The 18,908-nt window shown below is 70.4% G+C and carries 15 protein-coding genes; 10 read left to right on the top strand and 5 right to left on the bottom strand.

Annotation, left to right across the window (positions count from 1 at the left end; translation table 11 throughout):
* Positions 1–29 precede the first annotated feature (29 nt).
* Complete coding sequence (locus ACFQQJ_RS16015) at positions 30–2,966, top strand: aminotransferase class III-fold pyridoxal phosphate-dependent enzyme (RefSeq protein ID WP_377108061.1); 2,937 nt, start codon at positions 30–32, stop codon at positions 2,964–2,966.
* Here ACFQQJ_RS16015 and ACFQQJ_RS16010 read toward each other — a convergent pair.
* Positions 2,921–3,844: an EamA family transporter gene (locus ACFQQJ_RS16010; protein ID WP_377108060.1), complete on the bottom strand. Its 924-nt coding sequence runs from the start codon at positions 3,842–3,844 to the stop codon at positions 2,921–2,923. The two genes, ACFQQJ_RS16015 and ACFQQJ_RS16010, sit on opposite strands and share 46 nt — an antisense overlap.
* A gap of 39 nt (positions 3,845–3,883) precedes the next feature.
* Here ACFQQJ_RS16010 and ACFQQJ_RS16005 point away from each other — a divergent pair, with 39 nt between their 5' ends.
* On the top strand, positions 3,884–4,375 hold the full coding sequence (locus ACFQQJ_RS16005) for a MarR family winged helix-turn-helix transcriptional regulator (RefSeq protein ID WP_377108059.1): 492 nt from the start codon (positions 3,884–3,886) through the stop codon (positions 4,373–4,375).
* On the opposite strand, the gene ACFQQJ_RS16000 is transcribed toward ACFQQJ_RS16005, so the two are convergent.
* Positions 4,346–6,643 (bottom strand): glycoside hydrolase family 3 N-terminal domain-containing protein, encoded by a 2,298-nt coding sequence (locus ACFQQJ_RS16000; RefSeq protein ID WP_377108058.1) that lies wholly within the window; start codon positions 6,641–6,643, stop codon positions 4,346–4,348. The two genes, ACFQQJ_RS16005 and ACFQQJ_RS16000, sit on opposite strands and share 30 nt — an antisense overlap.
* Positions 6,644–6,727: 84 nt before the next feature.
* Here ACFQQJ_RS16000 and ACFQQJ_RS15995 point away from each other — a divergent pair, with 84 nt between their 5' ends.
* From ACFQQJ_RS15995 to ACFQQJ_RS15970, 6 genes are all read left to right on the top strand, one after another.
* Positions 6,728–8,005, top strand: a complete 1,278-nt coding sequence (locus ACFQQJ_RS15995; protein ID WP_377108057.1) for an ROK family protein — start codon at positions 6,728–6,730, stop codon at positions 8,003–8,005.
* Between the two features lie 67 nt (positions 8,006–8,072).
* Positions 8,073–9,353, top strand: coding sequence for an extracellular solute-binding protein (locus ACFQQJ_RS15990; RefSeq protein ID WP_377108056.1), 1,281 nt, complete (start codon positions 8,073–8,075; stop codon positions 9,351–9,353).
* On the top strand, positions 9,350–10,318 hold the full coding sequence (locus ACFQQJ_RS15985; protein WP_377108054.1) for a carbohydrate ABC transporter permease: 969 nt from the start codon (positions 9,350–9,352) through the stop codon (positions 10,316–10,318). Before ACFQQJ_RS15990 ends, ACFQQJ_RS15985 begins: the two co-directional genes overlap by 4 nt.
* A complete protein-coding gene (locus ACFQQJ_RS15980; protein ID WP_377108052.1) occupies positions 10,315–11,151 on the top strand; it encodes a carbohydrate ABC transporter permease in 837 nt (278 codons plus the stop codon). Before ACFQQJ_RS15985 ends, ACFQQJ_RS15980 begins: the two co-directional genes overlap by 4 nt.
* A 31-nt stretch (positions 11,152–11,182) precedes the next feature.
* Positions 11,183–12,559: a glycoside hydrolase family 1 protein gene (locus ACFQQJ_RS15975; RefSeq protein WP_377108051.1), complete on the top strand. Its 1,377-nt coding sequence runs from the start codon at positions 11,183–11,185 to the stop codon at positions 12,557–12,559.
* A 600-nt stretch (positions 12,560–13,159) separates the two neighbouring features.
* Entirely contained in the window at positions 13,160–14,197 is a 1,038-nt protein-coding gene (locus ACFQQJ_RS15970) for a tyrosine-type recombinase/integrase (protein ID WP_377108049.1), read from the top strand.
* 124 nt (positions 14,198–14,321) lie between these two features.
* Here the strand turns inward: ACFQQJ_RS15970 and ACFQQJ_RS15965 are convergent, their stop codons facing one another.
* The 3 genes from ACFQQJ_RS15965 to ACFQQJ_RS15955 all read right to left on the bottom strand — a co-directional run bounded on the left by ACFQQJ_RS15965 (position 14,322) and on the right by ACFQQJ_RS15955 (position 16,143).
* Positions 14,322–14,882 carry a hypothetical protein gene (locus ACFQQJ_RS15965; RefSeq protein WP_377108047.1) on the bottom strand — a complete coding sequence of 187 codons (561 nt, stop codon included), beginning with the start codon at positions 14,880–14,882 and terminating at the stop codon, positions 14,322–14,324.
* Positions 14,883–15,640: 758 nt separating this feature from the next.
* On the bottom strand, positions 15,641–15,910 hold the full coding sequence (locus tag ACFQQJ_RS15960; protein WP_377108046.1) for a hypothetical protein: 270 nt from the start codon (positions 15,908–15,910) through the stop codon (positions 15,641–15,643).
* Between the two features lie 5 nt (positions 15,911–15,915).
* Entirely contained in the window at positions 15,916–16,143 is a 228-nt protein-coding gene (locus tag ACFQQJ_RS15955; RefSeq protein WP_377108044.1) for a hypothetical protein, read from the bottom strand.
* A 394-nt stretch (positions 16,144–16,537) separates the two neighbouring features.
* Between ACFQQJ_RS15955 and istA the strand changes: the two genes are divergently transcribed.
* Both istA and istB read left to right on the top strand, forming a co-directional pair.
* Positions 16,538–18,106, top strand: coding sequence for an IS21 family transposase (gene istA, locus ACFQQJ_RS15950; RefSeq protein WP_377108042.1), 1,569 nt, complete (start codon positions 16,538–16,540; stop codon positions 18,104–18,106).
* Complete coding sequence (gene istB, locus ACFQQJ_RS15945; RefSeq protein ID WP_377108040.1) at positions 18,103–18,900, top strand: IS21-like element helper ATPase IstB; 798 nt, start codon at positions 18,103–18,105, stop codon at positions 18,898–18,900. The genes istA and istB overlap by 4 nt, the downstream gene beginning before the upstream one ends.
* The last annotated feature ends 8 nt before the right edge of the window (positions 18,901–18,908 follow it).

The following is an 18,908-nucleotide window of genomic DNA, read 5'->3' as shown; positions in this document are numbered from 1 at the left end:
CGGCGCGCTCGCGTGAGGGGGAGTGACCCATGGAGGGCTCCGGGCTGGCATCCACCTACGAGCGCGGCCGTCCCGAGGTGGACGAGGCCGCAGCCGGGCGCCTGCTCGCACACCTCTTCGGGGTCGCGGGGACGCTCTCCGAGCTCGGCAGCCAGCAGGACCGCAACTACCTCGTCTCCGGCGTGGACGGACGCCACGTCCTGAAGATCTTCCACGCCGCGACGCCGCCGGGACTGGTGGAGGACCAGCTCGCCGCCATGCGCCTCCTCGCTGGCGCCGGCATCCCCGCGCCGCAGCCGGTCCCCGGGTTGGACGGCGCCCACCGCCAGCACTGGACGGCCGCGGACGGCGCCGCGCACACCGTCGTCCTGCTCACCTTCGTCGAGGGGACGCAGCTGGTCGGCGTCCCCCGCCTGTCGCGACGGGTCGCCCGCGCGCTGGCGCGCCTGGCGGGACGGGTCAGCGCGGCACTCGGCGGCGTCCCAGGGGTGCACGCGCGCGACTCCCAGTGGGACCTGCGCGTGCCGTTGCAGGTCGTGCGCGAGCTGGTGGGCTCCGTGCCCGAGGACCGGCGTGGCGTGGTGCTGGACGTGGCCGAGGCCGCGTGGGCGGCCGTCGAGCGGGTCGCGGACGGGCTGCCCACCCAGGTGGTCCACGGGGACATCACCGACGACAACGTCGTCGCCGTCCCGGCGGCGGACGGCGTGCTCGAGCCGGTCGGGGTGATCGACTTCGGCGACCTGGCGACCAGCTGGCGGATCGGCGAGCTGGCCGTCCTGCTCGCCTCGATGCTGCACCACGAGTTCGCCGGGCTGGACGTCCTGGCCGACATGGTGGACGCCTTCGACGCCGGGACCGGCCTCACCGAGGCCGAGGTGCGGGCCGCCTGGCCGCTCGTCCAGCTACGCTGCGCGGTGCTGGTGGTGTCCGGCTGGCAGCAGCTCGCGATCGACCCCGGCAACGACTACGCCGCCGAGCGCATGGACCACGAGTGGGCCTGCTTCGAGCGGGCGCGGGCGTTGCCCGTGCCGGTGATGACGAACCTGTTCCTGGCCCGGCGCACGCCGCCGGCGCCGGTGACGTGCCCGCAGCTGGTGGCCCCACGCGGCGCGACGCCGCAGGTCCTCCCCCTCGGGCCCGCCTCGGAGGGCCACGACGACGGTCGCTGGCTCGACGAGCATGCGGAGGCGCACGTGCTGGGCGCCCGCACCGCCCGGACGGCGACGGTCTACGCGATCCCAGAGGGCGAGTACCGGCTGAGCCGGAGCCGCCCGGCCCTCGACGCCGCCGCACTGGAGCCGTTCTCGCTGGTCGCGGAGTTCGTCTCCGGCCAGGCCTTCACCCTCGAGGCGACCGCGGTGCTCGAGGTGGCCGGTGCCCGGACCGATGGCGTCGACCTCCGCACCGGGGACGGGCGATTGCTCGTGCTCGGCGGTCTGGCGCCGTCGCCCGGCGTGGTGCCGGGCGAACGCCTGGACCGGGGCGAGGCGATCGGTACCGCCGTCGCCGATGCCGAGAGTGCGTGCCACCGCGTCCGCGTCCAGCTGGTCGAGGGGGACGCGGCGCTCCCGGCCTTCTGCCGCGCAGACCTCGCTCCCGGCTACGCGCCGCTGGTGGGCGGGACGAACGGTGCGATCGGGCTCCCGGAGCCCGATCCGGTGGCGCCGGCGGTTGCGAGCGCTGCCGAGCAGGCGCGCCGCAACCGGTTCCTCCCGGACAACACCGAGCGCTACTACGCAGAGCCGCCCACCATCGTGCGGGGCTGGGGCGCCTATCTGGTCGACACCGAGGCGAGGGCCTACCTCGACCTGGTGAACAACGTGGCCGCGGTCGGCCACTCGCACCCGGCGGTGCGCCGTGCGGTGAGCAGGAGCCTCGGGCTGCTGAACACGAACTCCCGGTTCCTCTACCGTTCGCTCGGCGACTTCTCCGAGCGCCTGCTCGCCACCACCGGCGACGGCGGCTACGACAGCGTCCTGCTGGTGAACAGCGGCACCGAGGCTGTCGACCTCGCGTTGCGGATCGCCCGGCTCGCCACGGGCCGCTCCCAGGTGATCGCCCACCGCGAGGGCTACCACGGGTGGTCGATGGCGGCGGACGCGATCACGACGTCCGCCTACGACAACCCGTCGGCACTGCACACCCGTCCGTCGTGGGTGAGCCTGGCCGAGGCGCCCAACCCGTACCGGGGCCGGTACCGCGGGCCGGACGCCGGTCCGTCCTACCTCCGCGACGCCGGCCGGCTGGTCGACGGCCTGGTCGCCAACGGGACGCCTCCGGCGGCGGTGGTGATGGAGAGCATCCTGGGCAACGCCGGCGGCGTGGTACCGCCGCCCGGCTATTTCGCCGGCGTGATCGACCTCGTCCACCGGGCCGGCGGACTCGGCATCGCCGACGAGGTGCAGGTCGGGTACGGGCGCACGGGCACGAGCTTCTGGGCCTTCCAGGCCGAGGGGGCGCGTCCCGACATCATCGTGTGCGCCAAGGCTATGGGGAACGGCTTCCCGCTCGGGGCGGTGATCACCCGACGGGAGATCAGCTCGGTTCTGGGCAGGGAGGGGCTGTTCTTCTCCACGACGGGAGGCTCACCGGCCGCCTGCGCAGCGGGGCTCGCCGTGCTGGAGGTGATCGAGGGCGAGGGCCTGATGGCCCGGGCGCGGGAGGTCGGCTCCTACCTCGCGGGCCAGGTCGCCGAACTGGCGCGGCGGCACCCGCTCGTCGGCGCCGTGCACGGCCGCGGCTTCTACCAGGGCGTCGAGCTCGTCAGCGACCCGGAGCTGCTCACCCCGGCGGCCGTGGAGGCCGCGCTGCTGTGCGAGTCGCTGCTGACGCGCGGGGTGATCGACCAGGTCACCTCCGAGCGCCAGAACGTGCTGAAGGTGAAGCCCCCGATGACCCTGACGACGGCGGACGTCGACCACTACGTCGCCGCGCTGGACGACGTGCTCTCCAGAGGCTGGACGTAGCCGCCCCCGGCCCGGCGGGTGGGGGCGGGGACGCGCGGCGCTGTCCGGCCGACAGCGATCGCTGCCAGGACGAGGGCGATGCCCGCTGCCTGCTGCCAGGTGAGCTGCTCGCCGGCGGCCAGCGTCCCGAGCAGGACGCCGGTCACCGGGTTGAGGAGGCCGATCGTGCCCACCGTCCCGGCGGGGAGCTTCGCGAGACCGGCGAACCAGCACAGCGAGGCGAGGGCTGTGGCGATCAGCGACACGTAGGCGAAGGCGGCCAGCTCGACCGGGCCGACGGCGGGGGGCGTGCCCTCGAACACCACCGCAGCGACGAGCAGCATGAGGCCGCCGGCGACCGCCTGCCAGGCCGTCGACGCCAGCAGCGGGACGCCCTCGCCCCACTTCCGGCTGAGGACGGCCCCGACCGACGACATGACCAGTGCCGCGAGGGACGACAGGACGCCCCACGGGTTGGCGCTGGTGGTGCCCGCGCCCACGATCAGCAGGACGCCGAGGATCCCCCCGGCGGCGCCCAGCGCCATCCGCACGCCCGGCCGCTGGTCGAGGATCGCCCAACCGAAGCCGGCGAGGGCCAGCGGCGCGAGGGCCATGATCGAGGACGCGACCGAGCTCGGCAGCAGGATCGCGGAGACGTAGAGCAGGCCGAAGAAGCCGCCGAAGTTGAGGAACCCCAGCACGACGGACCGCCACCACCAGGACCCCTGGGGGAGGCTGCGGGCCAACAGGAGCAGGACGATGCCCGCCGGCAGCGCTCGGATGGCCGACCCCCACAGGGGCGCGTCCGCGGGCAGGAACTGCCGGGTCACGAAGTAGGTCGACCCCCACACGATCGGCGCGATGGCGGTGACGGCGACCCAGCGTCCGTTAGCTTCCATGGAAGCAATAATGCCTTCCGTGGAAGGTATTATTCCCGCATGTCCGAGAACGACCACGTCGACCGCATCCAGGAGCAGTGGCGCCTCGAGCGTCCCGACCTCGACGTCAGCCCCGCCGGCGTGATCGGCCGGCTGCACCGGCTCGGCGACCGGTTGCGCGAGGAGGTCATCAAGACCTACCGCCGCTACGGCCTCGGCGAGGGCGAGTTCGACGTCCTGGCCGCGCTGCGTCGCCAGGGGGCGCCGTACGAGCTGGCGCCCGGGGAGCTCGCCCGGCACACCATGGTCACCACCGGGGCGATCACCAAGCGCATCGACCGGCTCGAGGAGTCGGGCCTGGTGGCGCGGCGCGGGAACGCCGCGGACGCGCGCGGACGGATCGTCGGCCTCACCGACGCCGGCCTGCGGGTGATCGACGAGGCCTTCACCGAGCACATGCGGAACGAGGCCCGCCTCGTCTCCGTCCTGAGCCCTGAGGAGCGCGCGCAGCTCGAGGGGCTGCTACGCGGGTGGCTGCTCAGGCTGGAGTGAGTCGCCCGCGGCGTCCCAGGTGACGCGGAAGCGGACCCCGGTGAGGTGCTCCAGGCGCGAGGACGGGCCGACGAGGACGTCGAAGTCACCCGGCTCGACGACGCGGCGTCCGTGGCGGTCGACGATCGTGCACTCCGCGACGGGGACTTCCAGTCCGACCTCGACGGCCGTTCCTGCAGGGATCGCGACGTGGGTGAACGCCTTCAGCTCGCGGTCGGCCCAGCTGGCGGAGGTGACGGTGTCGCGGACGTAGGCCTGGACGACCTCTGTCGCATCGCGGGCGCCGACGTTGCGGACCCGTGCACGGATCCGGACCGTGTCCCGGGGCGAGAGTTCGGTCCGCTCGACCCACACCTCCTCGTAGCGCACGTCGCCGTAGGTGAGTCCCTCGCCGAAGACGAAGGCGGGGTCCTGGGTGAGGTCGGCGTACCGATGGCCGTGCTGGCCGCGGACCTGGTTGTAGTAGGTCGGCTGCTGGCCGACGTGGCGCGGGAACGAGATCGGCAGACGCCCGCGAGGCTCGACCAGGCCGAACACCAGTTCGGCGATCGCCCGGCCGCCCTCCATGCCCGGGCTGGCCGCCCAGACCAGGCCGGCCGCCTGATCGACCACGGGCGGCAGCACCAGCGGCTTGGACGCCAGGAGCACGACGATGACCGGCGTCCCGGTGGACACCACGGCCTCGAGGAGCTCCCGCTGGCCGCCGAGCAGGTCCAGCGTCGCCGTGGACCTGCACTCGCCGGCGAGGTCGATCAGGTCGCCGACGACCGCCACCACGACGTCCGCGCCGGCGGCGGCCCGGGTCGCCTCTGCGATCGCGCCCGCGTCCGGCCGGCGGGAGAGCGCGATCGGCGGACGCGGCTGGCCGTCCGGCTGCACCGGGCCGAGGGGGTCGGGAGCGAACTCGAGGATGTCGCCGCCATGGGCGTAGGTGACGGTCGAGCCGGGCGGGGACAGCAGCCGGAACCCGTCCAGGACCGTCGTGATCAGGGCGCGCGGATGCCCGTCCGGCATCCAGTCGACCTGGCCCGAGCTCCCCGCCCAGTCGCCCAGCTGGGTCTGCGCATCGTCGGCGAGTGCTCCCACCACCGCCACCCGCAGCGGTTGCTGCGGGTGGAGGGGGAGCACGCCGTCGTTGCGGAGGAGCACGAGCGAGCGGCGCGCGACCTCGCGGTTGAGGTCGCGGTGGCGGCCGGCGCCGACGGTGGTGGCGATGCGCTCGTCGTCTGGGGTGCGTGGGTCCTCGAACAGCCCCAGCTCGAACTTGAGGGTGAGGATGTGGCGGACCGCGTCGTCGAGTTCCTCCTCGGAAAGCAGGCCGCGGCCGATCGCGTCGAGCACGCCGTCGAAGAAGCCCGGTGTTGCCATGATCAGGTCGTTGCCGGCCCGCACCGCGGCGGCCGAGGCCGCGGCGTAGTCGGGCTGGACGCGCTGCTCCCAGACCATCCGCCCGACGTTGTCCCAGTCGGTGACCAGCGCTCCGCGATAGCCCCACTCCTCACGCAGGACGTCGTGGAGGAGCCACTCGTTCACCGTGGTCGGCACGCCGTCCATCGTCTGGTACCCCAGCATGAAGGTCCGGCAGCCCTCCTGCGCGACGCGCTGGAAGGGGGGCAGGAACCAGGATCGGAGCTTCCGCCGGGAGATGTCGGCCTCGCTGGCGTCGCGACCTCCCTGGGTCTCGGAGTAGCCGGCGAAGTGCTTGGCCGTCGCCAGGATCGCTGTCGGGTCGCCGAGGCCGTCGCCCTGGTAGCCGCGCACCATCGCGGCCCCGAGCGCGCCGATCAGGTGGGGATCCTCGCCGAACGTCTCCCCGACCCGGCCCCAGCGGAGGTCGCGCGCGATGCACAGGACGGGGGAGAAGGTCCAGTGGACCCCGGTCGCGGCGACCTCCTCCGCGGTGGCTCGGGCCACCCGCTCCAGAAGCGCCGGGTCCCAGGTCGAGGCCATGCCGAGCTGGGTGGGGAAGATCGTCGCGCCCTCGTAGAACGAGTGGCCGTGGATGCAGTCGTCGGCGATGAGGAGGGGGATGCGGAGGCGGGTCCGGCGGACGAGGTGCTGCGCACGGCGGACGTGGTCGGGAGAGGAGTGCAGGAGTGACCCGGCCCGCAGCCGGAGCACGGCGTCCTCGATGTCGCCCCGTGCGTCGAGCTGCATCATCTGGCCGGCCTTCTCCTCGACCGTCATCTGCGCGAGCAGGGACTCCACGCGCTCGTGCGCCGGCAGCGATGCATCGAGGTGGTCGTTGCGCAGCGGCCCTGTGGTCATCTGACTCCCTCTCCCGGAGTTGGTGGGATGGCTCTTGACAGGCTTATTTCGTAACTTAAACTAAGGTGCGAACGAAGGGAAGCCATGGCGAAGAAAGCATCGGTGAAAGATGTGCGGCGCAGCAACCGCGCGATGCTGCTGCGCGAGCTGGTGCTGATGGGTGAGACCTCCCGGAGCGACCTCGGCGCCACCACCGGCCTGTCTCCGGCGACCGTCACGAGCGTGGTCACCGAGCTGATCGAGGAGGGGACCGTTCGCGAGGCGGGCTTCCTCGACTCGGCCGGCGGCCGGCGCCGCGTCCTGCTCCACGTGGACCCGGCGGCCGCCTACGTCCTCGGCGCCGACGTCAGCGAGACGCAGGTGACGACGGCGATCTTCGGTCTCACCCTCGAGCGGCTCGCCCAGCGGACGACCCCGTTCCCGGGGCGCCGGATCAACCCGTCCCGGGTGGGGGAGATCCTCGCCGCGCACGTGACGGAGCTCCTGGCCGAGACCGGGGTCGACGCGGCGCAGGTCATCGGGCTCGGGCTCGGGGTGCCCGGCGTGGTCGAGCACCCCGCCACGCCGTCCGCCGTGGTGCACGCGGACGTGATCGGCTGGGACACCGCCGTGTTCGCCTGGCTGGAGGAGACGCTCGGACTGCCGGTGCTGGTCGACAACGGCGCCAAGACGACGACCCAGGCCGAGTCCTGGTACGGATCGGCACGGGGCGTGGAGCACGCGATCGTCGCCCTCATCGGCGACGGAGCCGGTGCCGGGATCATCACCAACGGACGGCTCTACCGCGGTGCGAGCAGCAGCGCCGGCGAGTGGGGCCACACGAAGATCAGCCTGGACGGCCCCGCGTGCCGCTGCGGATCGGCCGGCTGCGTCGAGGCCATCGTGGGCGCCTCCGCCGTCCTGCGCAGCTGGCGTGGCCGCGACGAGTACACCGGACGCGAGCCGGAGGGCGTCGACGCGCTGCTGGCCGCCTACCGTGACGGCGACGCCGCCGCGCAGCGCGCGGTGGCCGCCGCGATCGAACACCTGGGCCTCGCCCTGGCCAACCTCGTGAACCTCTACAACCCGGAGAAGATCATCGTCGGCGGCTGGTTCGGCGACCTGATCGCCCGGGACCACCCCGAGGAGCTGAGCGCAGCCGTGCGCCGCTTCTCCCTCAAGCAGCCCGGCGAACAGGCCGTGGTGGAGCGATCCCGACTGGGGGTCAACGCCGTCGCACTCGGCGCGGCGACCCTCCCGGTGGACCTCTTCATCGAGTCCGGGTTGGTACCCGACCACCGCTTGAACTCAAGCCCAGCCAGAGAGGAGTCGCGCTCCGCGACCCGGGCCCGCCACGCGCCCACCGCACTCGACGGCGCCTAGCCGCCGTCCCGCACCACAACACTCAACGAGGAGAACCATGATCCACCGTCCTCATGCCCGGCCTGTCATGACGGGTGCAGCAGTGACGAGCATCTCGCTCGCACTGCTCGCGGGCTGTACCACCACCGCCGCCGCCCCCGGCACCACCCCCGCCACCAGCGGGAGCGCTCCGTCCGGCCAGATCCGCGTGCTCGCGGTAGAGGGCCCCGAGACCGACTCGCTCGCCGGCGAGTCCGCAGCATTCACCACGAAATCCGGCATCACGGTCAAGGTCGACAAGGTCGCCCGCGACGTGTGGGGCCAGCGCAAGGTCGCTGAACTCGCGCAGGACGCCGGCACCTACGACGTCGTGTTCCTCGGCGGCGGTGACGACGCCGAGTGGATGCTCACCCACGCGCACGCGCGCGACCTCACGCCGTACCTCGGCAAGGACGTCGTCGACAAGGTTGCCAACCACGAGCTGTTCACCACCCAGGCCGGCGCCTTCGTCGGTGCGCCGCAGTACTACAACTTCCCGGTCACCCTCTACCGCGCGGACCTGTTCTCCGACCCCAAGGAGCAGGCAGCGTTCAAGGCCAAGTACGGACGCGACCTGGCCGCGCCGACCACCTTCGACGAGCTGGTCGACATCGCCACCTTCTTCAACCGTCCCGACAAGGGCCTCTACGGCACCTGCCTCGGCGGCGTCGACTGGTCGATCTTCCTCGACAACACCTACTTCACCTACGGCCAGGACGCGAACTACGGCGACCTGTCCACCGGCGAGCTCACCCTGAACACGCCGCAGCAGGTCAAGTCGCTGGAGTACATCAAGAAGCTGACGTCGCTGAGCGCGCCGGGGTGGGAGTCGCTGAGCTTCTTCGACTGCGACAACCAGATGAAGGCCGGCTCGATCGCCATCTACCAGAACTGGCTGTACGCCTGGCGGACGCTGGGGGCCGACATGGGCGACCGCCTCGCCATGGCGCCGCCCGCGGGCGTGAAGACGCACCTCGGCTCGATGCTGGCCACCATCCCGGAGAAGGCGCCCAACCCCGACGCCGCCGGCGCGTTCATCGCGTGGATGCTCAGCGACGAGTTCCAGCTCGCCGAGGCCACGCAGACCGGGAACCTGCCGGTCCTGACCTCGCAGCAGGAATCCGCGGACTTCGCTGCGGCGCTGCCGGAGCTCCCGATGCTGAAGTCGGTGGCGGGTCGCCTGACCTACAACCACACGACGTGGGCAGGGGAGCTCAGTTCCGGCGTCTCCGAGGCCATCGCCAAGGTGAACTCGGGGAAGATGACCGCTGCCGAGGCGGCGGCCTGGCTGCAGAACGAGAAGTTCGCCGGACGCAAGGCGATCGAGTGACCGTGCCCGCCAGCGCGCTGGACGGGGAGGCGTACGCCGCCTCCCCGTCCGGGGTCGCCGCCGTCCGTCGGCCGGGCGCCCGAACGTCCTCGCGCCGGAGCCGGATCGGGGTGGCCTTCACACTGCCGGCGCTCGTCGTGGTCGGGGCGATCCTGGCCTACCCGTTGCTCTACCTGCTCTACCTGTCGTTCAGCACCTACCGGCCCCTGTCCTCCTCGGCGGTCACCTGGGCGGGGCTCGACAACTACGTCCGCCTGTTCACCGATTCGACGGTGGCGAACTCGCTGGCGGTGACGCTGCAATTCACCGTCGCCTCTGTGCTGCTCGAGATCGTCATCGGCACGACGTGCGCGGTCCTCCTCGCCAACGTCATGCTCGGTGCCAGGGGACGGGGGTCGCGGCTCGCGGCCCGGGTGCTCGGCTCGGCCTACATCATCCCGTTCGCCGTCCCTGCCGTGGCCGGCGCCTATGCCTGGCGGATGGTCCTGGACGCGCAATTCGGCGCGGTCAACGCGCTGCTGGGCACCCACACGACCTGGCTGGTCAGCTACCCGATGCTCTCGATCGTGGTCATCGACTCGTGGAAGATGATGCCGTTCGTCCTCTTCGTGATGCTGGCGGCCGTCATGTCGATCGAGCCGTCGCAGTACGAGGCCGCGGAGCTCGACGGTGCGGGAGCCGTCCGCCAGCTGTTCTCCATCACGCTGCCGTCCGTGCTCCCGGTGATGGTCATCACCGCGGCCTTCCGCGCCGTGGACGCGTTCACGAAGGTCTTCGACACCGTCTTCGCCACCACCGGCGGCGGCCCGGGCGACGCCACCCGCGTCTTCCCGCTGCTGATCTGGCGCACCGCCTTCACCCACCTCGACTTCGGCAGCGCCGCCGCGCAGGCCATCACCGCGCTCGCCATCTCGCTCGTGTTCGGCGGTGCTCTTCTCTTCACCCAGCGGAGGCGGGCCTCATGACCCTGTCCTACGCCGCCAGGAAGCGGCTCGGCGTGAACGCCTCCGCGCTGGTGCTGACCGTCGTCGCCGTCCTGATGCTGCTGCCCATGTTGTGGATGGCCTTCACCTCGGTCAAGCCCGACTCCGCGATCTTCAGCAGGACCCCGCTGGCGTGGCCCGCGGCGTTCACCGTCGACCACTACGCGAACCTGTTCACCCGGTTCCACTTCGGCACGTCCTTCGTGAACTCGACGGTGATCGCGGTCGTGACGGTGGTGGTCAGCGTGGTGGTCGGCGGTCTCGCCGCGTACGGGTTCGCCCGGTACCCGTGGCGGGGAAGCGGGCTCGCGCTCGCGCTGCTGATGGTCGCCCGGATGGTGACGCCCGCGGCCCTGGTCGTCCCCCTGTACGTGATCATGCAGACCCTCGGGCTGCTGAACTCGGTGACCGGGGTGATCGTCGGGGTCACCGTGCTGAACCTCCCGTTCGTCGTCTGGATCCTCAAGCCGTTCTTCGAGACCGTCCCCCGCGAGATCGAGGAGGCCGCAGAGCTCGACGGGCTCTCCCCCTTCGCGGTGTTCTTCCGGATCGTGCTCCCGCTGGCGCGTCCAGGCATCATGACGGCGGTCCTGTTCAGCTTCCTCGCCGGCTGGACCGACCTGCTCTTCCCCATGACCTTCATCACCGACGACGAGGTCATGCCGCTGACCTCGAGCCTGCTGCAGATGCAGACCGGCTACAAGATCTACTGGGGCGAGTTGATGGCCGGCGGCATCGTCCTCACCCTCCCCGCCGTCGTCCTCTGCTTCGCGCTGCAGCGCTACCTGCTGCGCGGGCTCCGCACGGGCTACTGAGCCCGACATCCCCGCAGTCAGGAGAACCACCATGAACACACTCGACGCCGTCCGCTGGGGCAGCGCGACGGCCGCCTACCAGGTCGAAGGTGGGGTGGCCGACGACGGGCGCTGCCCGAGCATCTGGGACACCTTCGCCGCCAGGCCGAAGGCCGTCGTCCGCGGCGACACCGGGGCGGTCGCGGCGAACATCTACCACAACCCGGACGCGATGCTCGATGCGGCTGCGTGGCTGGAGCTGGACACCTACCGCCTCTCCGTCGCGTGGTGCCGGGTCATCACCGGCCCGGACGGCACGACCAACCCGGCCGGGGTGGCGTACTACCGCCGTGTGCTCACGGGGCTGCTGGCCAGGGGGATCACGCCGGCGGTGACGCTCTACCACTGGGACCTGCCGCAGTGGCTGCAGGACCGGGGCGGGTGGACCCAGGTGGCCACGGCGGAGGCGTTCAACCACTTCGTCGGGGTCGCGGTGAGGGAGTTCGGCGACCTCGTCGGGGACTGGATCACCATCAACGAGCCGTTCTGCGCAGCGTTCCACGGGCACCTCTCCGGGCTGCACGCGCCTGGCGTGCAGGACGAGGCGACCGCGCTGCGCGCGGCCTACGTCCAGCTGCACGCCCACGGGCACGCGGTGCGGACGCTGCGGGCCGAGGCCCCGTCCGCCCGGGTCGGGATGGCGATGAACCTCTCCGACCTCGAGCCGGCCGGTCCGACCGCTGCCGACCTCGCGGCCGTCCAGCGGGCCGACCTGGTGGAGAACCGCCTGTTCCTGGACGCCGTCCTCGACGGCACGGTGCCCGACGATGCCGCCGCCTACTTCGGGGCGGAGGCCCTGGCTGCGGCGCTGGACGGCATCGACGTCGCCGCGATCGCCGTGCCCCTGGACTTCCTCGGGGTGAACTATTACGAGCACAACGTCGTTCGCGCGGCCAGTCCTGGCACCGACATCGTCGTGCGAGGCATCGAGAAGCTCCCGGTGGGCGAGCCGCGCAGCGGGAACGGGGTCGCGGTCCGTCCGGACGGCTTCACGCGCGTGCTGCTCAGGGTGGCGCGCCGCGCGCCGGACCTACCCATCTGGGTGACGGAGAACGGCATCGGGCTGTGGGACTACCTGGGCCCGGACGGGAGCTGCAACGACGTCGAGCGGGTGAGCTTCCTCGACGGCTACCTCGCCGCCATGGGGAACGCGATCGACCAGGGCGCACGGGTCGAGGCCTACTTCCACTGGTCGCTCATGGACACCTTCGAGTGGTCGTTCGGCTACCAGTTGCGCTACGGGCTGTTCTACGTCGACTTCCCCCGCGGCCTGGTCATCCCCAAGGCTGCGGCGGGCCACTACCGCACCCTCATCCGGGCGGCGAGGTCCGGCGCGATCGACGCCGGCACGGCCCCGCCGGCGGCATAGCCGACCCACGAGCAGCAGGGGTCGCGTCGAACGGCCTCGACGCGGCCCCTGCCCCTTCCCATCCCTCAACGTGCACCGTTGTGACCCATACTCGGTCAGGAACGGTGCACGCCGATTCGGGGAGCCTGGGGGGCCACGCTCGGCCGGATGAGCTGGCGCACCAAACGCGGAAAGCCGCTCCCGCTGGGGATCTAGTCCCTGGTGAGAGCGGCTTTCATGCCGTCGGGGTGACAGGATTTGAACTGCACACCTAAGGCCTCTCGGAGGCTTGGTCTGACTACCGGATTACCGCTCACTGACTAGGTGATATGCCCGACATTGCGGCACGGTGTCTGGTGCAGAAGTAGGCAGAAATGGGCCCAAGTTGGGATGCGTTAGGATGCAATAAGGATGCAGAGCGAAGGTGACAGGATGACGGGTACCGGACCGCGGACAGCGGGTCAGCCGCTTGCCACGTCTCGAGTGGCCTCAGCGTCCCGTGCGTCCGGTCGAACCCAACCTACCCGTCGGCGGCGGTCGTTCGGCAAGATCGCGAAGCAGAGGTCTGGCCGGTACCAGGCGAGCTATCTCGGCGAGGACGGCGAGCGTCATCTGGCACCCGTGACCTTCGAGACGAAGGGCGACGCCGACGCCTGGCTCGCGATGCGCCGGGCGGAGATCGAGGAGCACCGCTGGCGACCGCCCGACCCCAAGGAGGTCGAGACCCCCACGCTGCGAGAGTACGCAGAGACCTGGATCCAGAACCGCCGCACCCGCGACGGCCAGCCGCTCAAACCGAGGACGATGGACCTCTATCACGCCCTCCTCGAGAAGCAGATCTACCCCGAACTCGGCGACATGCGGCTCGGGGACATCACCGCGGACGACATCGACGACTGGTACGCGACCCTGCTGCCCGCCGCGCCCACTCGGCGCAGCCACGCCTACGCGCTGCTGTCGACCATCATGCGCAGTGCGAGCACCGGTCGCCGCCCGCTCATCTCCGACTCCCCATGCAAGGTCGAGCGCCCGATCGTCGTGCACCGTACCTTCGAGCCCAAGCCCGCCACTCCGCAGCAAATCGCGACGATCGTGGAGAACATGCCCGAGAAGTACCGCGCGCTGATCCTGCTCGCCGCCTGGTGCGGCCTCCGCTGGGGAGAGGTCAGCGAGCTGCGGCGCAAGGACGTCGACCTGGCCTCGATGACGGTGCGGGTCGAACGGGCCGTGGTGTGGCGGAAGGGCCAGCCGACGGTCGGTACGCCGAAGTCGCGCGCAGGCGTTCGCACGATCGCGCTGCCGCCGAACCTTCGCCAGCCGCTCAAGCGGCATCTCGCCGAGCACGCCATGTCTGGCCCGGACGGTCTGCTCTTCCCGAACGCGGCCCGCACCGGCCACCTACACGTGAACACACTCTTCAAGACCTACCACCGCGCCCGTCGAGTCGCTGGCCGGCCGGACCTGCGGGTCCATGACCTCCGACACAGTGCGGCCACGATGGCGGCTCAAGCTGGCGCCACGCTGGCAGAGCTGATGGCGCGGATGGGTCACTCCACGACGAAGGCAGCGCTGGTCTACCAGCACGTCGCCGAGGGCAGGGACCGGATCATCGCCGAGCGCATGGCGCTGCTCGCCGAACCGAGTGATAGCGCGGGGTAGCGCGGCGTTGGTCCGGTAGTGGAGCGTGCCTTCTCCTTCAGATTTGGCTGAAGGCATCCAGGGGCTGGCGAGGTCGTGGGAGTCCACCTAGCCAAGTCCCAGGAGCGCGGCCGCCAAGGGCTCGTCAGCTGGGAGTTGCTGTGGGAACCGGCGCCGAGACGGTTGGAAGGATCTGAGGCGTGTGGGCCGAAATGCCTCCAGCGGCCACGAGGATCACCGCTATGGCCCCCACGAGGATCCCGGCGCCTTGAGCCCAGATCCCAAATGAGAGCATTGCCGCCTTGAAGTTGTTTCCGGGGCGCATTGCTTCGACAGTCCTTGCGTTGAGCCAAGCCGTGACGTTGCGGCTGTCGACCTCACTGTCTACCCAGTGATCGCCGAGCATCTTGGCAAAGGTTGCGGAGTCGGCCACCTCGTAGGTGGTCAGCCTCGTGGCGAAGACGCCGCACAGGAATGCTGCGACGAGCACTACGAAGCTAGCTACGAACAGGCCAAGGGGCCAACCAGAGAGTGCCTGAGTACTGCCGAGAAGCAGGCCCAATGCAGTGGCCAGAAGCCCCACGGTGACACTCGCGGCCTGCTGAAGCTTGGCGCCGCGGTCGTCCAGCGATGCGCGGCGGGCAAGCTCGGCTTCCAGTTGACTATCGATGAACCGTGAATAGACGACGCCTTGGTCACTCATCATTGCCGGTCAGGTCGTTGGGTTGGCCGCTTGCTCTCAACGATGCGGTGGTCACCCACGTGCGATCGGGCGGTGGTTTGGGGGCAGAGTCCGGCATTACTCCCTGCAGCCGCCGGTCCGGTGCACTAGGGAGCGCGTTGGGTGTGTTGCTGTTGCGCCCCTGATTACCGCGAACTGGGGTCATCGTTCCATCGAATCCGGCGGTATCGCCGAGAATCCTTCGCCAGAGGGAGCGGCGAAGGTCTCGCCGGTGGATGGATCGCTGAGCTTCAAGGTGGCGGTCGACAGCCAACCTTTGTCTGCCGGCGGCTTCGGCGCAGGTTCCGGTGGCCCAGAGGGCTTCGCCTCCGAATCGTGTGTACTCACTCCAACCCCTAGCTCACTAGCTTCTCAGTCTTCTCCGGACGTGGAGCCGCCGGCGGATGAGGGTTCTCCTTGATCAGCTCCGTTGTGACCCAACTCCGGTCAGGCGGCGGCTGTGGAGCCGGTGGCGTGGCGCCCCCTTGAGGGTTGGCGTCGCTCACGACCGCTCCTTTCCGCGTCTCACTGGACCCGAGCGAGACCCGGTCTGCTTTGGCTCATTCCTGATGCTCTCCGTCGTCACCCACTCACGGTCGGGCGGAGGTTGCGCAGGGGGCCCGGATTGGGTTTCGCTCGGCATATGACAATGCTGCCACTGGACGCTGACACCGGGCGCTGAAGTGGCGTGATGAGCACGTTTGGCGCGCCAGATTGCCCAGGCCTTGGCGGGCGGTGGTGCCTTATGCGACCTTGTTCCCGTAGCGCTGGCGCGCGGCCTCTCCTGAGGTGCCGACGAAGAGCCCGATGGCCGCCCAAGACATGCCCGTTTCCCGCGCGGCCTTGATCGCGTCGAGGACGTGCCGCTCGGCTTCGGAGCGTTCCTGGATTGCGGCGCGGAGCAGCGCGACGGCGCCGGGGTCGAGTTCGTCGGCGGGGTCGGGCTCGTAGTCCTCGAACCGCGCGGCAAGTTCGTCTGCGTGCTGGAGGATCTCGTCAACTGTGCGGGGCATCGTCATCACCTGAGGAACTTGTCTCGGGCCGGCATGGCGTGGACGATCACCATCGCCACGTCGCCTTCCACGTATCCGACTTCGAGGATGAGGGCGGCCCGGTTGGGGCCGATCATCATGGTGAGCCCGTCTCCGAGATCCCAGATCCGCAGGGGGTTCCTGTATGCGTGCAGGATGTCCTCACGGCTGAGGCCGTGTTTGAAAGCCGAAGGTGCGATGATCGGCTCATCCATCACGCCTCCAAGATAACTTGCGGACTGCGCCCCCGCAACGCGTGCAGGTAGGCAGTGCGTGGGCCCGTCTGTTGGGGAGCGCATCGGCCCGGGCTCTCCTCACCATGCTCGGCGGCGCCACTGCGCCCGCTGACCGATCGCGATCGGGTGAAGGACGCTTTCCAGGTCTGCCGCTCGTACGCGAATGAGTCGCGCGCCGCACCGGGACGCCGGCAGCACGCCCGCAGCGATTCGGCGTCTGATGGTGTTGGGAATGACACTCTGATTTGGCCCCACTGTGACGGTCTGATCTGGCCCCGGCCGCGACACTCCGGGGTGGTTGTGACGGTCTGATCTGGCCCCACCTGACGCTGGTCGACGGCAAGTTCGTCGATGAGTGTGGGGGTGGGCCGGAGTGTCTGTTGGGAGTCGTGTCAGGGTGTTCGAAGCGATCCGTAGGGACCGGCGGGATGATCCGGATGTGTCGATCCGCGAACTCGCGGCGAGGCACGGGGTCCACCGGCGCACGGTCCGGCAGGCGTTGGCCTCTGCTGAGCCACCCGCGCGGAAGGTGCCGGTGCGTGCGGCGCCGGTGCTGGACCCGGTGAAGCCGTTGATCGACGCGATGCTCCGGGCGGATCTGGACGCCCCGCGTAAGCAGCGTCACACCGCGCTGCGGATCCGGGAACGCCTCTTGGAGGAGCACCAACTGGTGGTGGCCTACTCCACGGTCCGTGACTATGTGCGTGAAGCCCGCCCGCGGATCGCCGCCGAGGCGGGTCGGCAGCTGGCTGAGGTGTTCGTCCCGCAAACCCACCCGGCCGGTGCCGAGGCCGAGGTCGACTTCGCTGATCTGTGGATCGTGTGGGCCGGGGTGAAGACCAAGGTGTTCATGTTCACGCTGCGGCTGTCGTATTCAGGCAAGGCGATCCACCGCGCCTATGCGACGGCCTCGCAGGAAGCGTTCCTGGACGGCCACCGCTACGCCTTCGAGCAGCTCGGCGGGACCCCGTTCGTTCACATCCGCTACGACAACCTGAAAGCCGCCGTCTCCAGGGTGTTGACCGGCCGGACCAGGGTCGAGTCCGACCGGTGGGTGCTGTTCCGGTCCCACTACGGCTTCGACGTGTTCTACTGCCGCCCCGGTGTCGAAGGCGCCCACGAGAAGGGCGGTGTCGAGGGCGAGGGTGGCCGGTTCCGCCGCAACCACACCGTCCCCATGCCGAAAGTCGAGACCCTCGCCGAGCTGAACGCCTACCTCGCCAAGTGTGACGCGAAGGATGATCACCGCCGGGTCGGGCAACGAACCTCGCTGGTCGGGGACGACTTCGCTGTCGAACAGCCGCTGCTGCGGCCGTTGCCGGCTGAGCCGTTCGAGACCGGGATCAGCCTGCGGCCCCGGGTCGACCGGCACGCCCGCGTCACGGTGCGGCAATGCCAGTACTCGGTACCGGTCCGTTACGTCGGCCGCCAGGTCCGAGTCCTGCTCCGCGCCACCAGCGTGCAGGTGTTCGACGGGCCCCGGCTGGTCGCCGAACACGAACGGGCCACCGAACGAGGTTCGGTCACCCTGGTCTTGGACCACTACCTGGAGGTGCTGGCCTACAAGCCCGGCGCGCTGCCCGGCGCGACCGCCCTGGCCCAGGCCCGCAAGGCCGGGGTGTTCACCGGCACCCACGAGCGGTACTGGACCGCGGCCAAGGCCCGCTACGGCGACAAGACCGGAACCCAAGCCCTGGTCGAAGCCCTGCTGCTGCACCGCACCTACCCCCACCGCCAAGTCCTCGCCGGCCTCGAAGCCGCCCTCCAAGTGGGGGCGCTGTCCCCGGAAGCGGTCGCTGTCGAGGTCCGCCGCGCCGGCGAAACCCGGCCCCAGCTCGGGCTGGTCACCGCCGAGGGCCGGATCGCCTATCCGGCCGACACCCGGCCGCTGCCCACGGTCGACGCCTACGACACCCTGCTCACCGGAGGAAACCCCACATGACCCAGCTCACCGACCAGGCCGTCGAGGTCGCGATCGACACCGCCTGCCGGACCCTGCGCCTGCCCACCATCCGCGAACGCGCCGCCCAAGCAGCGGCGACCGCGACCCGCGAGCAGCACACCTACCAAGGCTTCCTCGCCGAGCTTCTCCTGGCCGAGTGCGACGACCGTGACGAACGCCGCCGGGCCCGCCGGGTCCATGAGGCCGGCTTCCCCCGACCCAAACGCCTTGACGAGCTCGACTACGCCGCGAACCCCAGCCTGAACCCTGCGGTGATCAACACCCTCGCCGGCGGCGAGTGGGTCGCCAAAGGCCGGCCGCTGTGCCTGATCGGGGACTCCGGAACCGGGAAGACACACCTGCTGATCGGGCTCGGCACCGCCGCCGCCGAAGCCGGCCACCGGGTCCGCTACGTCCTCGCCTCCCGACTCGTGAACGAACTCGCCGAAGCCGAGAACGACCGAGCCCTCACCAAAGTCATCGCCCGCTACGGCCGGGTTGATCTCCTCTGTCTGGATGAGCTGGGCTATCTCCAACTCGACCGTCGCGGCGCCGAACTCCTATTCCAGGTCCTGACCGAGCGCGAGGAGAAGACCGCGATCGCGATCGCGTCCAACGAGCCCTTCAGCGGCTGGACCAAGACCTTCACCGACCCCCGCCTGTGCGCCGCGATCGTCGACCGCCTGACCTACGACGCCACCATCATCGAAACCGGCACGACCAGCTACCGCCTCGCCCACACCCGAGCAGGTGGGGCCAACTCAAGCCGTCCTGGTGGGGCCAAGTCGAGTTGACATACTCA

It is taken from the genome of Propionicimonas sp. T2.31MG-18 (genome assembly GCF_964266745.1).
Taxonomy (GTDB): domain Bacteria; phylum Actinomycetota; class Actinomycetes; order Propionibacteriales; family Propionibacteriaceae; genus Propionicimonas.
This window is presented reverse-complemented; position numbering and strand designations above follow the sequence as displayed.